General features: G+C 41.5%; 21 protein-coding genes. 5 read left to right on the forward strand and 16 right to left on the reverse strand.

The annotated features are described in order from the left end of the window. Nucleotides 1–67: 67 nt before the first annotated feature. Entirely contained in the window at nt 68–757 is a 690-nt protein-coding gene (locus CEQ48_RS17670; RefSeq protein ID WP_000813297.1) for a DUF1481 domain-containing protein, read from the reverse strand. 45 nt (nt 758–802) lie between these two features. Beyond that, complete coding sequence (gene hupA, locus CEQ48_RS17675; protein WP_001044507.1) at nt 803–1,075, reverse strand: nucleoid-associated protein HU-alpha; 273 nt, start codon at nt 1,073–1,075, stop codon at nt 803–805. Between the two features lie 370 nt (nt 1,076–1,445). On the opposite strand from hupA, the gene CEQ48_RS17680 reads away from it, so the two are divergent. Then, nucleotides 1,446–2,504 (forward strand): CNNM domain-containing protein, encoded by a 1,059-nt coding sequence (locus CEQ48_RS17680; protein WP_000479230.1) that lies wholly within the window; start codon nt 1,446–1,448, stop codon nt 2,502–2,504. A 172-nt stretch (nt 2,505–2,676) separates the two neighbouring features. On the opposite strand, the gene CEQ48_RS17690 is transcribed toward CEQ48_RS17680, so the two are convergent. Then, on the reverse strand, nt 2,677–3,264 hold the full coding sequence (locus CEQ48_RS17690) for a YjaG family protein (protein ID WP_089072106.1): 588 nt from the start codon (nt 3,262–3,264) through the stop codon (nt 2,677–2,679). 73 nt (nt 3,265–3,337) lie between these two features. Between CEQ48_RS17690 and CEQ48_RS17695 the strand changes: the two genes are divergently transcribed. The 3 genes from CEQ48_RS17695 to CEQ48_RS17705 are packed head-to-tail and all read left to right on the forward strand — an operon-like array spanning nt 3,338 to nt 6,126. After that, a complete protein-coding gene (locus CEQ48_RS17695) occupies nt 3,338–4,261 on the forward strand; it encodes a D-2-hydroxyacid dehydrogenase (RefSeq protein ID WP_089072107.1) in 924 nt (307 codons plus the stop codon). After that, on the forward strand, nt 4,261–4,833 hold the full coding sequence (locus tag CEQ48_RS17700; RefSeq protein WP_001960725.1) for a uracil-DNA glycosylase family protein: 573 nt from the start codon (nt 4,261–4,263) through the stop codon (nt 4,831–4,833). The genes CEQ48_RS17695 and CEQ48_RS17700 overlap by 1 nt, the downstream gene beginning before the upstream one ends. Nucleotides 4,834–4,887: 54 nt before the next feature. Then, nucleotides 4,888–6,126 carry a mechanosensitive ion channel family protein gene (locus CEQ48_RS17705; RefSeq protein ID WP_089072108.1) on the forward strand — a complete coding sequence of 413 codons (1,239 nt, stop codon included), beginning with the start codon at nt 4,888–4,890 and terminating at the stop codon, nt 6,124–6,126. A 173-nt stretch (nt 6,127–6,299) separates the two neighbouring features. Here the strand turns inward: CEQ48_RS17705 and CEQ48_RS17710 are convergent, their stop codons facing one another. Beyond that, nucleotides 6,300–7,616: an MBL fold metallo-hydrolase gene (locus CEQ48_RS17710; RefSeq protein ID WP_198301195.1), complete on the reverse strand. Its 1,317-nt coding sequence runs from the start codon at nt 7,614–7,616 to the stop codon at nt 6,300–6,302. A gap of 104 nt (nt 7,617–7,720) precedes the next feature. After that, nucleotides 7,721–8,095, reverse strand: a complete 375-nt coding sequence (locus tag CEQ48_RS17715; RefSeq protein WP_089072392.1) for a VanZ family protein — start codon at nt 8,093–8,095, stop codon at nt 7,721–7,723. Nucleotides 8,096–8,563: 468 nt separating this feature from the next. On the opposite strand from CEQ48_RS17715, the gene wecA reads away from it, so the two are divergent. Then, nucleotides 8,564–9,646, forward strand: a complete 1,083-nt coding sequence (wecA, locus tag CEQ48_RS17720; RefSeq protein ID WP_089072110.1) for a UDP-N-acetylglucosamine--undecaprenyl-phosphate N-acetylglucosaminephosphotransferase — start codon at nt 8,564–8,566, stop codon at nt 9,644–9,646. 81 nt (nt 9,647–9,727) lie between these two features. On the opposite strand, the gene CEQ48_RS17725 is transcribed toward wecA, so the two are convergent. From CEQ48_RS17725 to CEQ48_RS17770, 11 genes are all read right to left on the reverse strand, one after another. Next, complete coding sequence (locus CEQ48_RS17725; RefSeq protein WP_089072111.1) at nt 9,728–10,921, reverse strand: glycosyltransferase family 4 protein; 1,194 nt, start codon at nt 10,919–10,921, stop codon at nt 9,728–9,730. Next, on the reverse strand, nt 10,921–12,051 hold the full coding sequence (gene wecB / locus CEQ48_RS17730; protein WP_089072112.1) for a non-hydrolyzing UDP-N-acetylglucosamine 2-epimerase: 1,131 nt from the start codon (nt 12,049–12,051) through the stop codon (nt 10,921–10,923). Before wecB ends, CEQ48_RS17725 begins: the two co-directional genes overlap by 1 nt. Then, complete coding sequence (locus CEQ48_RS17735; protein WP_089072113.1) at nt 12,048–12,920, reverse strand: dTDP-4-dehydrorhamnose reductase family protein; 873 nt, start codon at nt 12,918–12,920, stop codon at nt 12,048–12,050. The genes wecB and CEQ48_RS17735 overlap by 4 nt, the downstream gene beginning before the upstream one ends. Nucleotide 12,921: 1 nt before the next feature. Then, complete coding sequence (locus CEQ48_RS17740; protein ID WP_089072114.1) at nt 12,922–13,959, reverse strand: nucleoside-diphosphate sugar epimerase/dehydratase; 1,038 nt, start codon at nt 13,957–13,959, stop codon at nt 12,922–12,924. 9 nt (nt 13,960–13,968) lie between these two features. Beyond that, complete coding sequence (locus CEQ48_RS17745) at nt 13,969–14,484, reverse strand: glycosyltransferase (protein ID WP_157724701.1); 516 nt, start codon at nt 14,482–14,484, stop codon at nt 13,969–13,971. Between the two features lie 2 nt (nt 14,485–14,486). Beyond that, the gene (locus CEQ48_RS17750) at nt 14,487–15,074 is read right to left on the reverse strand and encodes a glycosyltransferase family protein (protein WP_089072116.1); all 588 of its coding nucleotides are present in this window, start codon (nt 15,072–15,074) and stop codon (nt 14,487–14,489) included. 4 nt (nt 15,075–15,078) lie between these two features. Next, complete coding sequence (locus tag CEQ48_RS17755) at nt 15,079–16,170, reverse strand: polysaccharide pyruvyl transferase family protein (RefSeq protein ID WP_089072117.1); 1,092 nt, start codon at nt 16,168–16,170, stop codon at nt 15,079–15,081. A 1-nt stretch (nt 16,171) separates the two neighbouring features. Beyond that, on the reverse strand, nt 16,172–16,390 hold the full coding sequence (locus CEQ48_RS19985; protein WP_157724702.1) for a nitroreductase family protein: 219 nt from the start codon (nt 16,388–16,390) through the stop codon (nt 16,172–16,174). Nucleotides 16,391–16,529: 139 nt separating this feature from the next. Further along, the gene (locus tag CEQ48_RS17760) at nt 16,530–17,162 is read right to left on the reverse strand and encodes a nitroreductase family protein (RefSeq protein ID WP_157724703.1); all 633 of its coding nucleotides are present in this window, start codon (nt 17,160–17,162) and stop codon (nt 16,530–16,532) included. 12 nt (nt 17,163–17,174) lie between these two features. Next, nucleotides 17,175–18,380, reverse strand: coding sequence for an oligosaccharide flippase family protein (locus CEQ48_RS17765; protein ID WP_089072119.1), 1,206 nt, complete (start codon nt 18,378–18,380; stop codon nt 17,175–17,177). Beyond that, on the reverse strand, nt 18,373–19,539 hold the full coding sequence (locus CEQ48_RS17770; RefSeq protein ID WP_089072120.1) for an O-antigen polymerase: 1,167 nt from the start codon (nt 19,537–19,539) through the stop codon (nt 18,373–18,375). Before CEQ48_RS17770 ends, CEQ48_RS17765 begins: the two co-directional genes overlap by 8 nt. Nucleotides 19,540–19,755: the final 216 nt, after the last annotated feature.

The following is a 19,755-nucleotide window of genomic DNA, read 5'->3' on the forward strand; positions in this document are numbered from 1 at the left end:
TTATCAATAGAAAAAAGCGCGAACTTCGCGCTTTTTTATTCGATTGGATTGGCAAACATGGGCCGATTTAATCAAGCAACTCCGGCTCTTTCACACAATCGTGCCCCGCATCATCGAGCAACAGCAGCTCGTCGATATGCACTTTGCCGTTACGGATCTTGCCTAAAAACGCCACATAGCTTTCGATAGAAGCTAGGCGGTTAAACACAAAGCTGGGCAAACTTTGATTAAACTCGACGCGCTGATACTCAACGCCCTGACAAGTCTCGAAGGTTTTACCATTCCAGTAGCCTTGGATCAGCTCTAAACCTTGCTTGTCCTGCTCTTTGGTCGCCTCGGCCACCGCTTTGGCTTGCAAAACGTAGTGAGCCAGTTGCTCTTCATTCATCGGCAGTACTTTTCCGCCCAACCGATACTGCTGATACACCGCTTCGCCTTCTTTGCTAAAACGAATATGGACGCGAAACGGCACCAACTTCTTACCATCCAGATGCTCACCTTCACGTCGAATCTCACGCACTTGTCCCTCTTCCCAGCGATAGCTGGTTTGATAACTGCCGTAGTCACCGGAGGTCACGTAGTCTGAGGCTGAGCTCGGTTTTTGAAAGCGTTCGGTATACCAGTAAAAACTGGTCGCATCACCAATCGTTTTACCACCAGTAAATTGATTGATCTGCTCAAGATTGGGATTAGGAGTAGACGAGCACCCGGCCAATAAGCCAGAGAGCAAAAAAAGGAAGGATAACTGCTGCTTCATAAACAAAAACGCCGAGATGTTCAATCTCGGCGTAGTATAAAGCAATTACTTGATCGCGTCTTTCAGCGCTTTACCTGCTACGAATGCAGGAACGTTAGCTGCCGCAATTTTGATCTCTTCACCGGTCTTTGGATTACGGCCAGTACGAGCAGAACGATGATTAACTTTGAATGTACCAAAACCAATCAGTTGTACTTGGTCGCCGTCTTTCAGAGCACCTTCAACCGCACCCAGAGTCGCTTCAAGAGCTGCTTTCGCTTGCACTTTAGTCAGGTCCGCTTTCTCTGCGATAAAGTCGATCAATTGGGTCTTGTTCATTTAGGTTTCCCTTCTCAATAGGTTATCGAATCGAGCTCACTCTAAAACATAAATGCCCGCTCTGGCAAAGGTTTGTCGCGCAACTTTCGCTTTTATGACGCACTTTTAACCGTAATCTGAGTAACAACTCACAATTTGTTACTAATCCAGCCACAGGTTTACTTGTAATTGAGTGAGAGAAACCTTATTTAAAAAGGGCTAATCGACTGGGAAGCCTGTCATTTCAATCGATTTAGTGACTAAAAAAGCACTTTCGGCTCCTTCAGGCGAAGCGATTTTTCTTCATATTCTCCCTGTGCTTTGCGGCCTTTACCGCGAAGATTGTGAGAAGAAAAGAGTTCGAACGTGCACTTTAAAACCAAGGAATTTTATGTTTCTGCTTGCGATATATATCTCTGTCGCGATTGGCGTATCGTTTATCTGTTCAGTTTTAGAAGCGGTACTCTTAAGTATTACCCCAAGCTATCTAGCCCAGTTGCGCCAACAAGGCCACCCTGCGGCTAATCGCCTAGCAGGCCTAAAGGCGGATATCGACCGCCCACTCGCCTCGATTCTGACCCTCAATACTATTGCGCACACCATAGGTGCTGCGACGGCTGGCGCACAAGCGGCGGTGGTGTTTGGTAGCCAGTGGCTTGGCCTGTTTTCTGCTGTGCTCACCCTAGGCATTCTGGTGCTGTCGGAAATCGTGCCCAAAACCATAGGTGCGACCTACTGGCGTGAACTCGCTCCCCAAGCTTCTCTCGTGCTGCGTTGGATGGTATGGGCGCTGACGCCATTCGTCTGGTTCTCTGAGCAGATCACTAAACGCCTCGCGCGCAAAGTCGAAGCGCCAAAGCTACGTGACGAAATCTCCGCGATGGCGATGTTGGCCAATGAAAACGGTGAGTTTGCTGAAGGCGAATCAAAAATGCTGAACAACTTACTGGCGATTCAAAATGTGCCAGTAACGCAAGTTATGACGCCGCGCCCGGTACTGTTTCGCGTTTCCGCGGATCTAACGATTGATGAATTTATCGAGCAGCACCGCGATACTCCGTTCTCGCGCCCGCTGATTTACAGCGAAGAGAAAGACAACATTGTCGGCTTTGTGCACCGCCTTGAGTTGTTTAAAGAGCAGCAAAATGGCCAAGGAAACTTGCTACTGGGTGATGTGATGCGCCCAATCCATGTGGTGCTCAACACCTTGAGCTTACCAAAAGCCTTCGACCAGATGATGCAAAAACGCTTGCAACTGTCGGTTGTGGTAGACGAATACGGCTCAGTGCAGGGTTTGCTGACCTTAGAAGACATCTTCGAGCACTTGCTCGGCGAAGAGATTATCGATGAAGCCGACCGCACAACCGATATGCAGCAACTGGCAACCGAACGCTGGGAGCACTGGAAGCGCCAGCATCGCATGATCGAAAGCCGCGACGAAGTGGAATAAAAAACGGGAGCTTAAGCTCCCGTTTCTCTTGGCAATATACCCAAACTACTTGGAGTTGCAGGTAGGCGGCAAGTGAGTTCATCCCCATGAGCATAGATACACTATGTGATTGGGGTGAACGAACGTAGCCAACACCGCTGCAGCTTCAAGTAGGAAGGGGATAGATGGTGAATTACAACTCCACCCCGATATTGCTGACCCCTTCTTCGCGCAGCTCTTTGCGTAGGTCTTTGATGAGGTCAATATCACGCTCAACCGCTTCACGCAGCGGACGGAAGATTGCCCACTGCACATCCCACTCCGCACACACCGCTTCATTCTCTTTTTGGTTGTCATTGGTGATCGATTCACCAGTTTGTGCTTCTTCCAGTTGCGCCACGGTTTGTACCGAAATTTGGCTCACTTTGATCATAGATTCCGCTAAATCATCACGATCCAACAAACCATGCAGCAGGGTTGCCAAGCCTTCACAGGCATCAATCGCGGGATACACGGCGTACAGATCAAACGCATCCGAAGTTGGGATCAGCTCTTCGAGCTTTTCAAGCTGATGCTCAAAGTTCACTTTGGCATTTTTTACCGTCATCAATTCCCACACGCTGTCGAGAATGTCACGGTAGATACGCGCCTCAGCAAACTGCGTGTGCTCACAGAACATAGCGTAATTCGGATACATACGTTCACACAGACAGGCCATAAAGGTAATCTGTTGCCAAGGTTCAAACTTCTCAAGACGAAGCTGTAGAGGGTTTTGTAACATAGTCACTTCAAATCGTTGCGGAAAAAGACAGCGGAAGTGTACTGGATAACCATAAGGGAAAAAAGACGCGCCTATGAACAATTTCCACCAGCTGTATATTCTGACTGAACATGATGAACACTACCGCGAGCTGATCCTTGAGCGCCAACTGGAAGGGCTCGCCTTGACCGAAGATCGCGCCAAGGCCACGATTTTGTTGGCCGCACCGCCGATGGCCGCCCGCCGTTTGGATGAGTTCCCGCGCCTGCAATGGCTGCATTCCGCCTATGCCGGCGTCGATACCTTGATGGACCCCAAACTGCGCAAAAACTATCTGCTGACCAACGTCAAAGGCATCTTCGGGCACCTGATCGCCGAGTATGTGATGGGTTACGCTATCCAATATCAGCGCGATTTTCGCCTGTATCAAACCCAACAAGCTGAGCGCCTTTGGCAGCCGCGCCCTTACTCTTCACTTGCCAATCAAACCCTAGTGATTTTGGGTACCGGCTCGATTGGTAGCCATTTAGCCCATGTGGCTAAACAGTTTGGGCTGCGAGTGGTGGGCGTCAATCGTACCGGCATTCCGACCAAAGAAGGGCATTTTGATGCCACTTATCACATCAGTGAGCTGCCAGCCGCTTTAATGCGCGCCGACTTACTGGTGAATACGCTGCCCAACACCCCCGCAACCGAAGGGCTGCTCAACCGAGAGAATCTTCGCCACTGCCACCAAGCGCTGCTGTTTAATGTCGGGCGTGGCAAAACGTTAGTAGAGCAGGATCTGCCGGATTTAATTGCAGCAGGACACATTCGCCACGCGTTTTTGGATGTGTTTATCAAAGAGCCACTCGCTCAAGATCATCCATTCTGGGACAATCCGGCGATCACCATCACACCGTACATCGCGGCGGTCAGCTTTCCAGAGCAAGTGGTCGATATCTTCGCCGATAACTACCAACGTTGGTGCGATAACTTGCCACTGCGTAACCAGATTGATTTTGAAAAAGGCTACTGATGCTTGAGTCACTGCTGACGGAAATTCGCCAGTGCACAGTGTGTGAACCCCATTTACCCTTGGGCGCGAATCCGGTGATCCGCGCCCATCCGGCGGCGAAGATTTTAATTATTGGCCAAGCACCGGGCACTAAGGTGCACAACACTTCAATTCCGTGGAATGATGCCAGCGGTGAGCGGCTGCGTCAGTGGTTGGGTTTAGATCGCGAAGCATTTTACTGCGAAGAAAACATCGCCATCATGCCCATGGGGCTTTGCTATCCGGGCAAAGGGCGCAGCGGAGATTTACCGCCACGTAAAGAGTGTGCGCCACTTTGGCATGCCAAAGTGTTGGAGCAACTGCCCAATCGGCAACTCACTCTCCTGATTGGACAATATGCACAGCATTATTATCTATCGGACAAACCCAGCACCTTGACCGAAACGGTACAGCAGTGGCAACGCTGGGCGCCTTCGGTCTTACCGCTGCCGCATCCCTCTCCACGCAACACCTTATGGCTGAGAAATCACCCTTGGTTTGAGCAAGATATCGTGCCCTACCTACGCCAACGAGTGAAGCAAGTACTTACATAGCAAGCCGTTAGGGTTTGAGGTAGTATGGCGCGCAGATTGATTAAGGAGTAAGCCATGCTTGAAACATTAACCTTGTGGTTACAGAAGTTTGATATTGAAATTGAACGCGTGATCCAGCTTGCGGAAGCGCTCGGGCTGATCGCGGCCATTTCGATTGCCATTCATCTCGTGTTACACCGTGGAGTGCTGCTGTGGCTCAAACGCCATACCCACCATGAGCAAAGCGTTTGGCGCAATGCTCTGTTTAAAGAGCACCTATTTAGCCGCGTTGCCTTACTGATCCAAGGTGTGGTGATTGCGGTGCAAACCCAGTTGTGGCTAAGCCCTAACACCTTTGCTTACGATGTTCTGCACACCCTGACCTCACTGTGGATTGTGGTGTTTGGCATGCTGGCCACTTATTCCGTACTCAACGTGCTGGAACTGCTGATCAGCCGAACCCAAGTGGGAAAAAACCTGCCAACACGCGGCATTTTGCAAAGCATCAAGCTGATTGTGTTTATTATCGCGGCGCTGTTTTTCACCTCAATTTTGATCGGTAAATCGCCGGTGATTCTGCTCAGCGGCTTAGGTGCGATGACCGCCGTCTTTATGTTGGTGTTTAAAGACCCGATCCTCGGCTTAGTTGCGGGGGTTCAACTTTCGGCCAACAAAATGCTCTCGGTCGGTGATTGGTTGGAAATGCCCAAATATGGCGCAGATGGCTCAGTGATTGATATCAGCCTAACCACAGTCAAAGTGCAGAACTGGGATAAAACCATCACCACCATTCCAAGTTACGCCCTGATTTCAGATTCATTTAAAAACTGGAAAGGGATGCAAGAGTCCGGTGGTCGCCGCATCAAACGCAGCATTTTGATTGATGCCACCAGCGTGCATTTTTTAACAGAAGAAGAGAAACAAGCGCTGAAAAAAGCGCAACTGCTTGAGCCGTACTTGGCCGAGAAAGAGCAAGAGATCAGCAGCTACAACCAACAAAAACATTGGGATTTGGCCTGCCGTATCAATGGCCGCCGCCTGACCAACATCGGCAGTTTCCGCGCTTATTTAGAGCGCTACCTGCGTACTCACCCCAATATTCACCAAGATATGACGCTGATGGTACGTCAGTTAGCGCCCACTCACGATGGCATTTCGCTAGAGGTGTACTGCTTTACCAGCACCACAGTTTGGGTGGAGTATGAGCGTATTCAGTCTGATATTTTTGATCATATTTACGCGGTACTGCCCGAGTTTGACCTGCGCGTCTCGCAAGCCCCCACAGGCAATGACTTTCGCACTCTGAGAGGCTAAACACCGCCCTCCATTCGAGAGCAGTTGCTCTTACTCCCCTCCCTTCGCGAACATCAAACCTTGCTCCTCCCCCTTCTAGGGGGAGGGCGGGAGGGGGTATTTCACACCAAGCCAAACAGAAGCTACACAACCTAAGCATCCGCAAGCGCCAAATACCCCACCAAGCTTCCCACTCAAAGCACCGAATATCCGAGTTGAGTAAGCTCAGCCGCGAACGCTTGCTTGGCTGAGGCTTCACCGTGGATCAGATGCACTTGCTTGGGCTTTTCAGGAATGCTAGTAATAAAGCGCAGCAAATCGGCCTTATCGGCGTGGGCGGAATAACCGGACATCGTATGAATATGCGCGTTGACTTCCACTTCAGTCCCCTCAATCCAGACCGAAGGTTGACCACTTTGAATACTGCGCCCAAGCGTACCTTCTGCTTGAAAGCCGGCCAAAATCAGGTCGGTTCGCTTATCCGGCAGCAGCGCTTCTAAATAATCCATAATGCGGCCGCCCTGACACATCCCCGAAGCCGCCACCACAATCGCGGCCTCTCCGGTTGAGGCTAAACGGTTGACCAAACGCTCATGGGTTCGGTGATCTTCCACCGTAATACACTGCTCAAACGCCAAAGGATGCCGATGCATTTGCAGCCGCGCTTTGGCTTCTCGTCCCCATAACTGCTTAAAGCGACGATAAGAACGCGTCACCCGCTGCGCCATCGGCGAATCGAGAATAATCGGCAAATTAGCATCGATTTGCTGAGAAAAGATAAGCTGCTCAATATCAAAGAGCAGCTCTTGCGTGCGCCCGACACTGAACGCCGGAATCAAAATCGCACCACCGTCAGTCAGTGAGCGCTCAATCATCGCGCGCAGCCGCTGCCCTCGGCTCTGTACATCCTCGTGCTGCTTATCACCATAAGTGGTTTCAATAAACAGATAATCTGCCCGCTCTGGCGACTGCGGATCAGGCAACAAAGGCGTATGGCTTGGCCCCAAATCCCCCGAAAACACCACCACCTCACCATTCGGACGCCGAATTTCCACATACGCCGAGCCTAAAATATGCCCCGCAGGCTGAAAGCGCACCCAGAGCGAATCGGCACGTTTAGGCTGCACAGCAAACCACTTCTGGTAATCTTGCACCCGCAGCAAACGGCGCACCTCGGTAAGTACGCGCTCACTCTGCTTGGGAGACATGCCTAACTGCAGCTTTAAACCATCTTCCAGCATCAATGGCACCAGCTCCGCCGTTGCCGCCGTACAGTAAATCGGCTGCTTAAAACCGGCTGCCAATAACCAAGGCAAACGGCCAATATGGTCGATGTGCGCATGGGTTAAGATCAGAGCATCCACATGCCCCAGCGCAAACTCCACCGCCAACGGGCGTTCATCCGCCCCTTGAAACAGGCCGCAATCAATCAGCAGCGCTTGCCCATCGGCTCGCAATTCATGACATGAACCCGTGACACTCGCCTTCCCTCCGTGATGAACCACTTCCATGTTGTTTCTCCTGTTTTGCGCCACACTTTTTGCGCCACCTTGCCGTGGTTAGCTCGCCTCAGCAACGCACCGAGCCACCAAACTGCGAGCCAATCACCACAAACTCAGCGATAAGCAACAGCCCATCGACAAAACAGTGCGTAAATCACCACACCCAACAGCACACCCGCGCCATTGGCGGCCATATCTGCCCATGAGAACTCACGCCCAATCGATTCTTGAACAAACTCCGCCACCACACCAAAACCAAACAGCAGCAGCGGCGCAATCCATACTCGGCGTGATAATCCTGCACACCCGAGCAGCGTCAGCACCAAATAAGCCAAAGTGTGCTCCGCTTTATCAATGTAGGGCACATCGATCACCTTAACTAAAGACGGAGAAAAGGAGAGATAACACACCGCAGCCAACACGAGAATACCGAGGTAGCGAGCAAGTTTAGAACCGTTAATATTAAAAATTCGATTTTTGAAGCCCATTAATTCCCACATTCATAAACATCCGTAGAGCAGCACTGAAATCAACCAACAATCATTCGTTGTGGTGAGTTTTTAGCCAAACAAATTAATCTCAAGAATACTGAAAATATAGAAATGCTCATTCTTTCGACACAGATAACACCAAAATCAATTTCCCAATTAATGACTCCATCTTGAAACAGTTTACGTACAAACAACAGTAAACAATGAAATTCATCGCATTATTTAGACTAGGTTCTAACCAAACGACCGTCAAAGCGGTTAGTTTTTGAGCTAAAAAATCCAAGTTCATAAAAAAAACTTGAGTTCAAATAAAAAACTTAGCGATAGTCTCATTTTAATCAAAAATAACTGACAAAAATGACACCAGAATCAATAACTAATAGATGATAAAACTCTTTATCAACCAAAAGCATTAGACTAAAATCGCGCCACTTAAAAATTTATAAAAACCAGTTGGCAGAATCGATGTTCATGGAAATATCAATCATCTTTGCGCTCTCTACTACCTTACTTTTTGTAATGAGAAAAATCGCCAAAAGAATCGGGCTCGTTGATAAGCCGAATGCAAGAAAACTCCATCAAGGCGTTATCCCCCTTGTCGGCGGAATATCGATCTGCTCCACACTGAGCCTTTATTTACTGTTTAACCCTAATCTATTCCCGCACCAAGCGCTCTACCTGATGTCGATTATTATTTTGACTCTGGTTGGTGCGTTAGATGATAAATACGATCTCAGTGTTAAAGCCCGCATGACGGTACAAGCGCTACTCTCTATTTTGATGATGTATCAGACTGGGATCGATCTAAACTACCTTGGCAATCTCTTAGGGATGGGTGATATCCACCTTGGCATGTTTGCTGCGGTCGTCACCATATTGGCCGTAATTGGCGCGATAAACGCATTTAATATGGTGGACGGTATTGACGGGTTGCTTGGCGGCCTTTCAATGGTGACCTTCGGCGGGATTGGTATTCTGGCGTTTGTGAATGGAAGCGTCGGCTTTAGCCAACTCTGTACACTCCTCGTCATCGCTATGCTGCCTTACATCATGTTCAACTTGGGCATTTTTGGCCGTAAACGCAAAGTGTTTATGGGAGATGCGGGCAGTATGATGATTGGTTTTACCGCAATCTGGTTACTGATCGGTCTCAGCCAGAATGAAAACCAACATACCATGCGACCAATTACCGCATTATGGTTGATTGCGATTCCACTGATGGATATGGCCGCGATTATGATCCGCCGTATTCGCCGCGGACATTCTCCGTTTAAACCCGATCGCGAACATCTGCACCACATTTTCCAACGCTTAGGGTTAAGCTCACACCAAACCTTAGCGGTAATTTGTGCGTTCGCTGCTTTATTTGCTGCGTTTGGTATTTACGGCGAAATGAAAAAGATCCCAGAACCTGTGATGTTCTTTAGCTTTATGCTCTGCTTCTTGGTGTATTCGCTACTGCTCGCGTACGTTTGGCGAATCACCCGCTTCCTGCGCAGAATCTTTGGTCGAGGGGAGCAAGTGGAAGAATCTGTAAACCAATTCTAATTTTGACAAACACCTCATGTTTTTATCAGCTACAAAAAAAGGGAATACAACATTCCCTTTTTTAATTATAAATAAAAGCATTTATAATTTTCGCAATATATTCTCTGCCGACGCAGCGACAGAAAACTCATTCTCAAGCAGTTTGTAAGCATTAGTACCAAGTTCATTTCTTAACTGTGGGTTTTGATAAAGTCTTAAAGCATTTTCAAAAAGCAGATCATCTTGACCATTTATAGAAATATAACCAGCACTATTGTGGTTTACTATCTCTTGTAAATCATTGCCACCGTTAACACTACCAAGAATTGGGATAGATTGAACCATATAGCCCAATAGTTTTCCTGGAAAATTATGAGCTGTATGATTTGCCGAAAGAGAGAAAAGACCGATATCGACTTCTGAAAGAATATTTTTAAACTCATCCTGATCCACAGAAGGCAGATAGGTAAAGTTATGAAGTCCCCACTTTTGAGCTAGTTCATTAACTAAATTAACTTCATCACCTTGCCCCACAAACAAAAAATGGGCATTAGCATATTCTTTCATTGACTTAACAAGACGCATTAAATTAGACATATCTTGGGCGTGCCCAATGTTACCACCGTAGAAAAAAATCAGCTTATCTTTCAAGTTAAATTTTTCTCTTATTCCGACATATTCAGATCCAACACTATGAGGTTGCAACTGAGCCCAGTTTCTTAATACCTCGGTTGGATATGATTCATTCGTTAGTGAATCAAATAACTCTTTATTTTTTTCGGACATTAAACCTATTGTTTCGGCCTGTTTATATGAGCATTTCTCAAAGAAACGGAAATATTTTTCAATCAATGAACCATTTTTGATCATGCCAGAATCAATCACCCACTGAGGGAAGAGATCTCGCAAAACCAAGTAGGATTTACAATGACAACGAGCCTTAATTTTTTCTACTAGATAACCGAAGAATATTGAAGGTGAATAATAAACTACACCATCAAAACTATCTGGTTTTACTTCAGACTGAATGGCGAACCAAGCACGCACTGAAAGGAGCGACTCATTGATCGCGCGTTTAACCTTAGAAACATCCTTAATCGCCCCACTTGAAAAATACCAAATATTGACATTATCGATCCGAGCCTTGACTAAAGGCCTTTTTTGGCCGTTAGCTGGTGTGATAACAGTCACCTCATGACCTAAAGTAACGTAATGACAGGCGAGTTCATGGAACATTTTTGCCCCAACACGTGTACTATGGGGCAAATAGTCATCAATAATTAAGGCTAAACGCATTAATATTTTTTCCAAACAACACGGTTTATGTAATCGGTATAACTCAATATCGTTCTTAATACTTTATCTGACACATTCGGAGCAATATAGTCTTTCACCTTGTTGATAGAACGTTCAACACCGCGAGTTTGATTGGCCAAAATATCAATAGCTTGAAGAATTCGCTCAATACTCATTCCTGTAAACATTACAGCACCTTCTTCAAAACCTTCGGGACGCTCTTGAGCATCACGAATGTTAATAGCGGGGAAATTAAGAATCGATGACTCTTCGGTAATCGTTCCGCTATCACTTAACACGACTTTAGCATTGTTCTGCAGATTAACATAATCGCTAAAGCCTAGCGGTTTCATGAGATTAACTAATTTATGAAACTTAAGATCTAGTAACTCAATTTTTTTACGTGTGCGAGGATGTGTCGAAACAATAATAGGTAATTGATATTTTTCAGCCAATGTATTCAGCACGTGCACATATTTGTGTATGTTTTTTTCTGAATCGACATTTTCCTCTCTATGCACACTGACTAAGAAATACTCTTCTTTTATTAGTTCAAGTCTTTCAAGAACTGTAGACTCAGCAATTTTTTCTTCATAGAAAGAAAGTACTTCATCCATAGGACTACCCGTCTTAACAATCAAATCTGGCTTAATGCCTTCACTCAGTAGATATTCACGAGCGATATCACTGTATGGCATGTTAACATCAGAAATATGATCAACAATCTTGCGGTTAATTTCTTCTGGAACGCGCAGATCAAAACAGCGATTGCCTGCCTCCATGTGAAATATTGGAATCTTCTTACGTTTAGCAGGAATCGCGGATAATGCACTATTCGTATCACCTAAAATCAGAACTGCATCTGGCTTTATCTCTTCGAATAATTTATCTGCTTTACTAATAACCTGTGCCATAGTTTCAGCTGCGGAAGCACCTGCACATTCTAAAAATCTATCAGGTGAACGAATACCAAGATCATCAAAAAATATTTGATTTAATTCGTAGTCGTAATTTTGGCCAGTATGAACCAATATATGCTCACAGTACTGATCTAATTTTGCAATAGTGCGTGAGAGCCGAATAATTTCAGGGCGAGTACCAACAACGGTTACAACTTTAAGCTTATTCATGCGCTATACCTTTCCAAATAATTTTGATGCATGTATTTAATTAGATCATTCCATGAAGGTGGCTGAAACCCAGTGGCTTCACGAAATCTTGAAGAGTCTAAGGAGCGATCAATCACTAAATCTTGAGACTCTTTAATCTCAATACTTTTTCCATATACATCTGCCACAAGAGTAAGCAAGCTGAACTTGTCAATGGGCTCCACCGAAAGATGATACAACCCAGAAAGATTGGAATTTGGCAAAATCATTTCTACAAGCAGCTTAGCGATATAACACGTTGGCAATCCTGAAAAAACCGCTTTTGAAAAGCCATTGGCGACTCCCTCTTGAGAAAGGAACCAATCGACGAGACTGACAGATGACGTAAGTTCGTGACCAATAATGGATGTACGCAGTGTAAGGTGATTCCCATAGGTAACTTCACCAAGGCATTTTGATTTACCGTATAAATCTAATGCGTCGGGAAGATCATTTTCGGAATACCCTCCTTTTTTCCCCGTAAAAACACAATCCGTTGAAAAATGGATCAGTCGAGCATCAATACGATCACACAGGTTGGCCAACTCATGAGGGAGTAAGGAATTGATTTTGATAGCATCAATGTGTTGCTTTGAAATACTATGTTGTTTGATAAGTCCAATGCAATTAATAACAACATCAGGCCTAATTGTTCCGAATACTTTTTCTAGCGAAGCGATATTATAAACATCAACATCAAGGAGCAATTTTTCTTCATAGCCTCGGAAAAACCTCTCTTTACCTTTAAGAGTGCGCAAAGTACCAAATACACTCAGTGCTTTGTAGTTTGACAAATTCGTAAACAAGCTATAACCGAGCATCCCTGTTGCACCAAGAATCAATACTCGCATGTTAAACACCTTCTGGAACGACTAAATTACCCGCTTCAATCTCACGGATAAAATCTAATTTACGTAGTAAATGCTTCATTCCCTCAACATCAAGCCTTTCGGTATTATGAGAGTTATAATCTACGACAGAAGAAAGATCTTTTTCGCCTTCTTCAAAGTACTTAGCATAATTTAAATCCCGATTATCAGCAGGAACTCGATAATAATTTCCTTGGTCTTGTGCAACAAACATTTCTTCACGGCTACAGAGTGCTTCAAATTGCTTTTCACCGTGTCGTGTACCAATAATATTTACTGGATGACTTGGCTTATCCATAATCTCTAGGATCGCTCTCACCAAAACCTCAATTGTCGCAGCAGGCGCTTTTTGAACGAAAATATCGCCATTAGTACCATTTTGGAAGGCATGTAATACAAGATCGACTGCATCATCTAATGTCATCATGAAGCGGGTCATATTAGGATCAGTAATGGTTATAGGCTTACCATTGGCGATTTGACGGATAAATAGAGGAATAACAGAACCACGTGAAGCCATTACATTACCGTAACGGGTAGTACTAATAGTTGTGTTAGTGCTCTCAAGGTTACGACTTTTAGCCACGATAACCTTTTCCATCATTGCCTTTGAAATGCCCATTGCATTAATTGGGTAAACTGCTTTATCTGTGCTTAAACAAACCACGCGCTCAACGCCGTGGTTAATTGCTGCTTCAAGAACATTTTCAGTACCAATCACATTCGTTTTTACTGCCTCTAGCGGGTAAAACTCACAAGATGGCACTTGCTTTAATGCTGCCGCATGATAGACATAATCAACACCACGCATTGCATTAGCAACACTCTGGTAGTCTCTGACATCACCGATATAGAATTTTAGCTTATTAGACTGAAAGTGCTTTCGCATATCATCTTGTTTCTTTTCATCACGAGAAAAAACACGAATTTCACCAATATCAGTATCTAAAAACCGACGTAGTACTGCGTTACCAAAAGAACCAGTACCACCTGTAATAAGCAAATTTTTATTTTTAAACATATTTAATTTCTACATTAATTCAAAAAAGTCGTACCAGCTTGTTTGATACTTTGGCACAAATCGTGAGTTATAGGTACAGCCATGTTCTAAAAGTCGATTTAGATGTTCAGCCCATAAATTAGGGTTATATTCTATGAAGTCGACTCCTTCATAGCCTTCTAAAACCTCCCGTGCAAAGCTTGTATCCAAAGACAGTACATGTTTGCCAAGCATTGCAGCTTCTAACAAAGGCAAACCAAATGATTCTATAGAGCTTGAAAAGGTAACTACATCACATGAGTCATAGTAGTTCTTGACCTGTTCGTAAGAAATTGTCCCGATGAACTCACAATACTGCTTTATACTCGGGTTGTCTCTAAGATAGTCATAAATATGTGTATTAATCTCTGAGTTTACATCAAGAGTATATATTGCTTTTAACTGAAGCTTCCTATTAGAGGCCGAATAATCAAGATGTAGCTTTCGAATTGATTCCAAAAGTAACAAGTGATTCTTAAATAACTCACCTGTAGCTGGATAAAACAAAATTAATTCATTATTTTTTGCCCCCCCTCGACTATTGAATTATCCCGAGACCAAGGGGTAATATTAGGCTTAATGTTAAACACATTGGATTTTGATATTCTAAAATTATCAATTAGAGCATTTTTCATCCATTCTGTTTGAACAACAAATCGTGTTGTAGACTTGGAAAATGCGAAAACAAATATTGGGTATATATATTTATAGAATGCATATTTTCGTTCACGGGATAAAAACGGATTCCAAGATCTTTTATGTAAAAACAAACCTTGATGAAGGTAAACTATCTGCCGTACGCCGCGAACATTCAAAGTTGTATTCTGTAAAGAAATAACTAAGCTAATTTTATGTTTTAGCTTTGATATTTCTTTTCTTGCCATCCAAAAGTCCCATTTCACACGGTCTAGTCGACTATTTTCAACAACTCTAATAAAAGATACATTTTCCTTATTAATATATTCTAGCTCTAGATTAAGTTTGCTATTAATAGCAATCACAAAATTAATACTCGACTTACAATTTGTTATAAACTGCTTTAATATATTGAGAGCTCCACCACTAACAATAGAAGTTGCGCTTACAAAAACGTGCATAACCTTACATCTCTAGGCTTGAGAACAAGTAATCCTTGGACTTTTTCCTTTCTATTTCCAAACGCTTGTTTACATCAGTAAAGTCTAATGTATAGTTGCTTAAGTCAATCGATTTTAAAAAACTCTCATCGTGAATTATTCGTGAGTCAAGCCCTACAACTTCAAGTAAGCTACTAATACGGTTAATATTAGCACCAGGAGAAACTGAGAAAAATGGCTTGTTAAAGATCAAAGAGAATGTTGTTCCGTGAAAGGAGTCTGTTACAACAAACTTTGCATTATTAAATAAGCTAATAAAGTCTCTTGGTCCAGCATCTCTGATGTGCTCGTCGACAATAGTATCAAAGTATAAGCCCTGCTCGCATAATATGACCTTTACTTTTAGATCTTCTTTTAACTTGTGGATAACCTTCTTTAAAAGAGGTGTCTTTTTTATAACATAAAGTAAAATATAGTCATCTTCTCGAAAATTATTGTCTCCAAGTCGGTCTAGCCACTCATTTTTAGTTAAAAGAAGGGTTGGGTCCAAAACATGTTCAACATCAAGCTTTGTTAATAAAGATAAATACTTGCTAGCTTTACTCTCACGAGTTGACAATGCATCGTAGTCACTAAGATATTCACGTAGAATAGTTTCTTCCGAAGAAGAATACTCATAGGATCCACAACTTGATGCGTATGCAATTTTCTTTTGATTTGCGGTTGCAAATGAGAGGAAATACTCTGGTATGAATTGTTTGTCTTGCGAAACACAAGCAGGGTTCCAAATTTGATCACTCCCAGAAATTAATATATCAAATTTACCAATTTGATCAGAATTATAAGGAACTATATCCATTTCATCTCTGATAAATTTTTTAAATTTAGGAATAACTCTCAGTCGTGGCAAAATTCGGCAAATATCTTTCGCCGTTCCTAAAAAAGAATGAATAGTTGTTCCAAAACGAACATAATCCAAACTTTTTGAAACATGGCGATTGTCGAAATCAATAATATTCACATCATATTTTTTCTTGACTATTTCTTTCAATGCATAGGCTTGAAATACAGCCCCATAATTACTAACGTTGTGAATAGTAATAATACCTACATTCATTTTATATCTCTGAGTAAACTTCAACTATTGGGCGACGAGGAGAAACACATAATTTATTATCTGCTTTAGGATTTCCGATTGCCAACATCATAATGATTGTATGTGATTTATCGATGACTTGAAATGCATTTCTAAAGTGTTTATCTTGAAGCCCTTGTTGACTCCAATTTAAACAACATGATGCTATACCTTTTGAGTGCAATGCATATATTAATGACATGGAATACATTCCTCCATCAATCCAATGCTGGTATCGCTCACTACCAGAATTAAATGCTCTGACATCAGAACAAACAATTAGTAAATCATGAATTTCTTGTGTAAATCCTCTATTTCCAGATTGATAACTTAGTGCTAAATCAATTTTTTTTTCTATCTGAGATATAATATACGTGCCATGGTTGTCTATTACACGCTGATGGAGTTTTTAGCGAAAGTTCAATGGCCTCCAATAATAAACCACGTTCAATTCTTTCTTTTGAAAATTCACGAACACTATAGCGACTTTCAAAAAACTTTTTGGGCTCGTCAAGAACCCCTGACAAAAGTTCATCCCTACTTAAATTAATAATACCTGATTCATTATACTGATGATTTTTTATCTTAGGCCAGCTTGCATTTATTAATTCAAGTTTTTTTCTAACTTTATCAGATAATTTTGTCTTTGTGACTCCATTATTAGAAATCACAAATTTATTTAAAACATCAAATCCTAAGTGATCATGAAACCCGATATTATTATAATGCAAGGCAGACTCTAAAATATTAGCTAAAATCGCAGCGTTACCCCACCCAGAATCAGGATTTCTATTTGAAAAGCTCATGCTTTTCTCTAAACTATGATAGACCTTTACTGAATAGTAATTCCTTTTTTTTTCACAAGATAATTGATTTCTCCACCCCCCATATTTAATGAATCTAAGAAAATCATATGATGCTCCACATAACCACTTTATCAATCTACCTAGAGGCTTTAATTTACTACATAACATAATATCACTCATTTAATTAAATATGTTGAATTTATATTTATTAACTCCATAATGAAATAATAAACATAAAACAATCTCAGTTAAAACTGTTGTAAGCGCAGCAGCATAAGCACCATACTTTGGTATGAAAATAATATTTAACACTAAATTTAAAACAGCACAGAGTGCCATATATTTATTCTTAATACTTATCAAATTTTCCGTAACAAGAAACACACCTGCATTTGAAGATAGATATCTAAAAAACACACAAAAAGATAATATTTTAAGAAAATTGACAGCGTTTATATACTGTTCATCAAAAATGAGGATAATAAGATCTCTAGAAAAACCATAAAAGAACAATGTTCCTATAGAACCAAGTAAAAACATCACTTTAAAACCATTATTAAATAAGCCTCTCTCTTTTCCATGTTCATTAACATTTATATAATGCACTTTAGGAAGCAGAAATTTTTGATATATCACAGATGGAACTATATAAGCAGATATTAATATAGTAAATGCCACACTGTAATAACCAGCATATTCTGATGAATATAGCTTATTTAAAATAAATATATCACTCTGAAAATAAATCAAATGAAAAAATACTGAAAGCCCAAAAGGATAAGCATTTTTAACAAATGTCCAGAGAGTAACTTCCTGTTCTGCCCCACTTATGTCATTATTATTTATTCTTATTAAAAAAGCCAAAGAAAGAAAAAACAAGCATAGAGAAATTAAGGAATATAGATAGTAAATTTTTTCAGGCGTTAGAAAATTAAATATTAATAATAATACAACGCCCATTAACCTAGCTATTGGTTGTGCGGCTAAAAGCACTGACACCATTTTAAAACGAAACCTTATCTGGCTATGAGCAACAGCGATATTAATAATAGCCTGAGATAAAACTATTATAAAAAATAAAAAACCATAACTAGAACTTAGCTGAATATACAATATGTAACATGGAGCCAGAGTTAAAAAAAAATACCTAACAGACTGGAAATTAAAAAATTTAATTTCACCTTTATTTTCCATGTAATACTTAAGTAAATACCCATCCACCCCCATAGATATTAATGGTGTCAATAACATCACAAGAGAAATAGCAGAATTAAACTCACCAAAACTATTAGGACTGAAGCTTTTTGCTATATACATTTGTGTCAAAAATGATGCCAATGAGCTAACAACGCTACTCGTCAATAATATAAAAATAGTTTTAATCACGAATCGACCTCAGAAGAAAGCCAAGGATAGATACTAATAGCAATGGCATAATAATAGCATTAAAAAATTGAACCTTAATGTAAGTGATAAAACCTTCTCTAAAAAAGTGGAACATCAGCAATGGCAATGAAGAAAGATAAATAGCATAGAAAAGTTTATTTTTCTTAGCCAAGCTCTTCATAAAACCAAATACAAATCCAATTAACGAAAAATATATAAAAAATAAAACACCAAAATTTATATGCACATTAACAAGTAAGCTACTTGCACCAAATGGGCTATATTCTTTTATATCGTACGCTATCGAATCAACGAGATCCCCTTTATTTGGCATCAGTATGGATGGCGTAAAGTTAAATATTGAAGCTATAATATCATAGGGAAATTTAAACACAAAAAAGTCATCAATACTTTTAAAATAATTAACACTACTAACTGACGTAAATAATGGCTCAGCGATAAATATACCAACTATTCCATCTAGATTAATATCACTTTTACTTCTCCAACCACCGACAACCAAAACTAGGATAAAAATACTAAAAATACTAAAAATAAATAATGGACTCCTTATAACCCTTGGATTAACACATATAATGTTAAGTAGCAAAGATATAGCCCCAAGGAGAAAGAACATTCTAGAACCCAAACCAAGAAGAAGGACACTTGATATTAAAAAAATACTTAAAAAGATAAACTTATTTTTTCTACTCTCGAAATAATTCACAAAAATCACTGAACAAAACACCGTGGTCGCATATGGACCAAGAATGGAAATATTGTAGTCTGAATATCCAGAAAATAACACCACCCCATCCATAACACCTTTTATTGTTGATACAAACAATATGAACAATAGAATTAAAGAAATAATTATTGGAGTTAATTTATAATGACAAACATCTTGCCCGATTGATACAGCCCTGAATTTTATCTTCTCGCCAAACTTTAAGAAAAAATAAAAAAACAAAAGACCAAAAATTGAAACCATATAGTATTCTTCACCATATAGAGCACTATCAACATAAGTCTGAACAATTTCAACTTGGCGATTATCACCAAGAAAGTGAATAGATACCACAGGTAAGATTAAATAATAAAAAAAACCAAATAAAAAAAACAACATTGCACTAGGAAGATATTTTACATTATCCATCATAATCTAATCTCATATTTTACGGTATTATTGTGCAATATTGAATTAACGAAGAATCGATATCTAATTTCAGAATAAAAATATTAGTCCACTTCTGGTATCTACCAAGTGATAAGACTTTAGTGAACTTATCACCGATTGAGGAATAACAAGCGAAGCGGATTATCCTTTTACGCAACAAAGCTAATACAAGATGTAATAGCACAATTCAGCTCTCCT

It is taken from the genome of Vibrio tarriae, assembly GCF_002216685.1.
Lineage (GTDB): Bacteria > Pseudomonadota > Gammaproteobacteria > Enterobacterales > Vibrionaceae > Vibrio > Vibrio tarriae.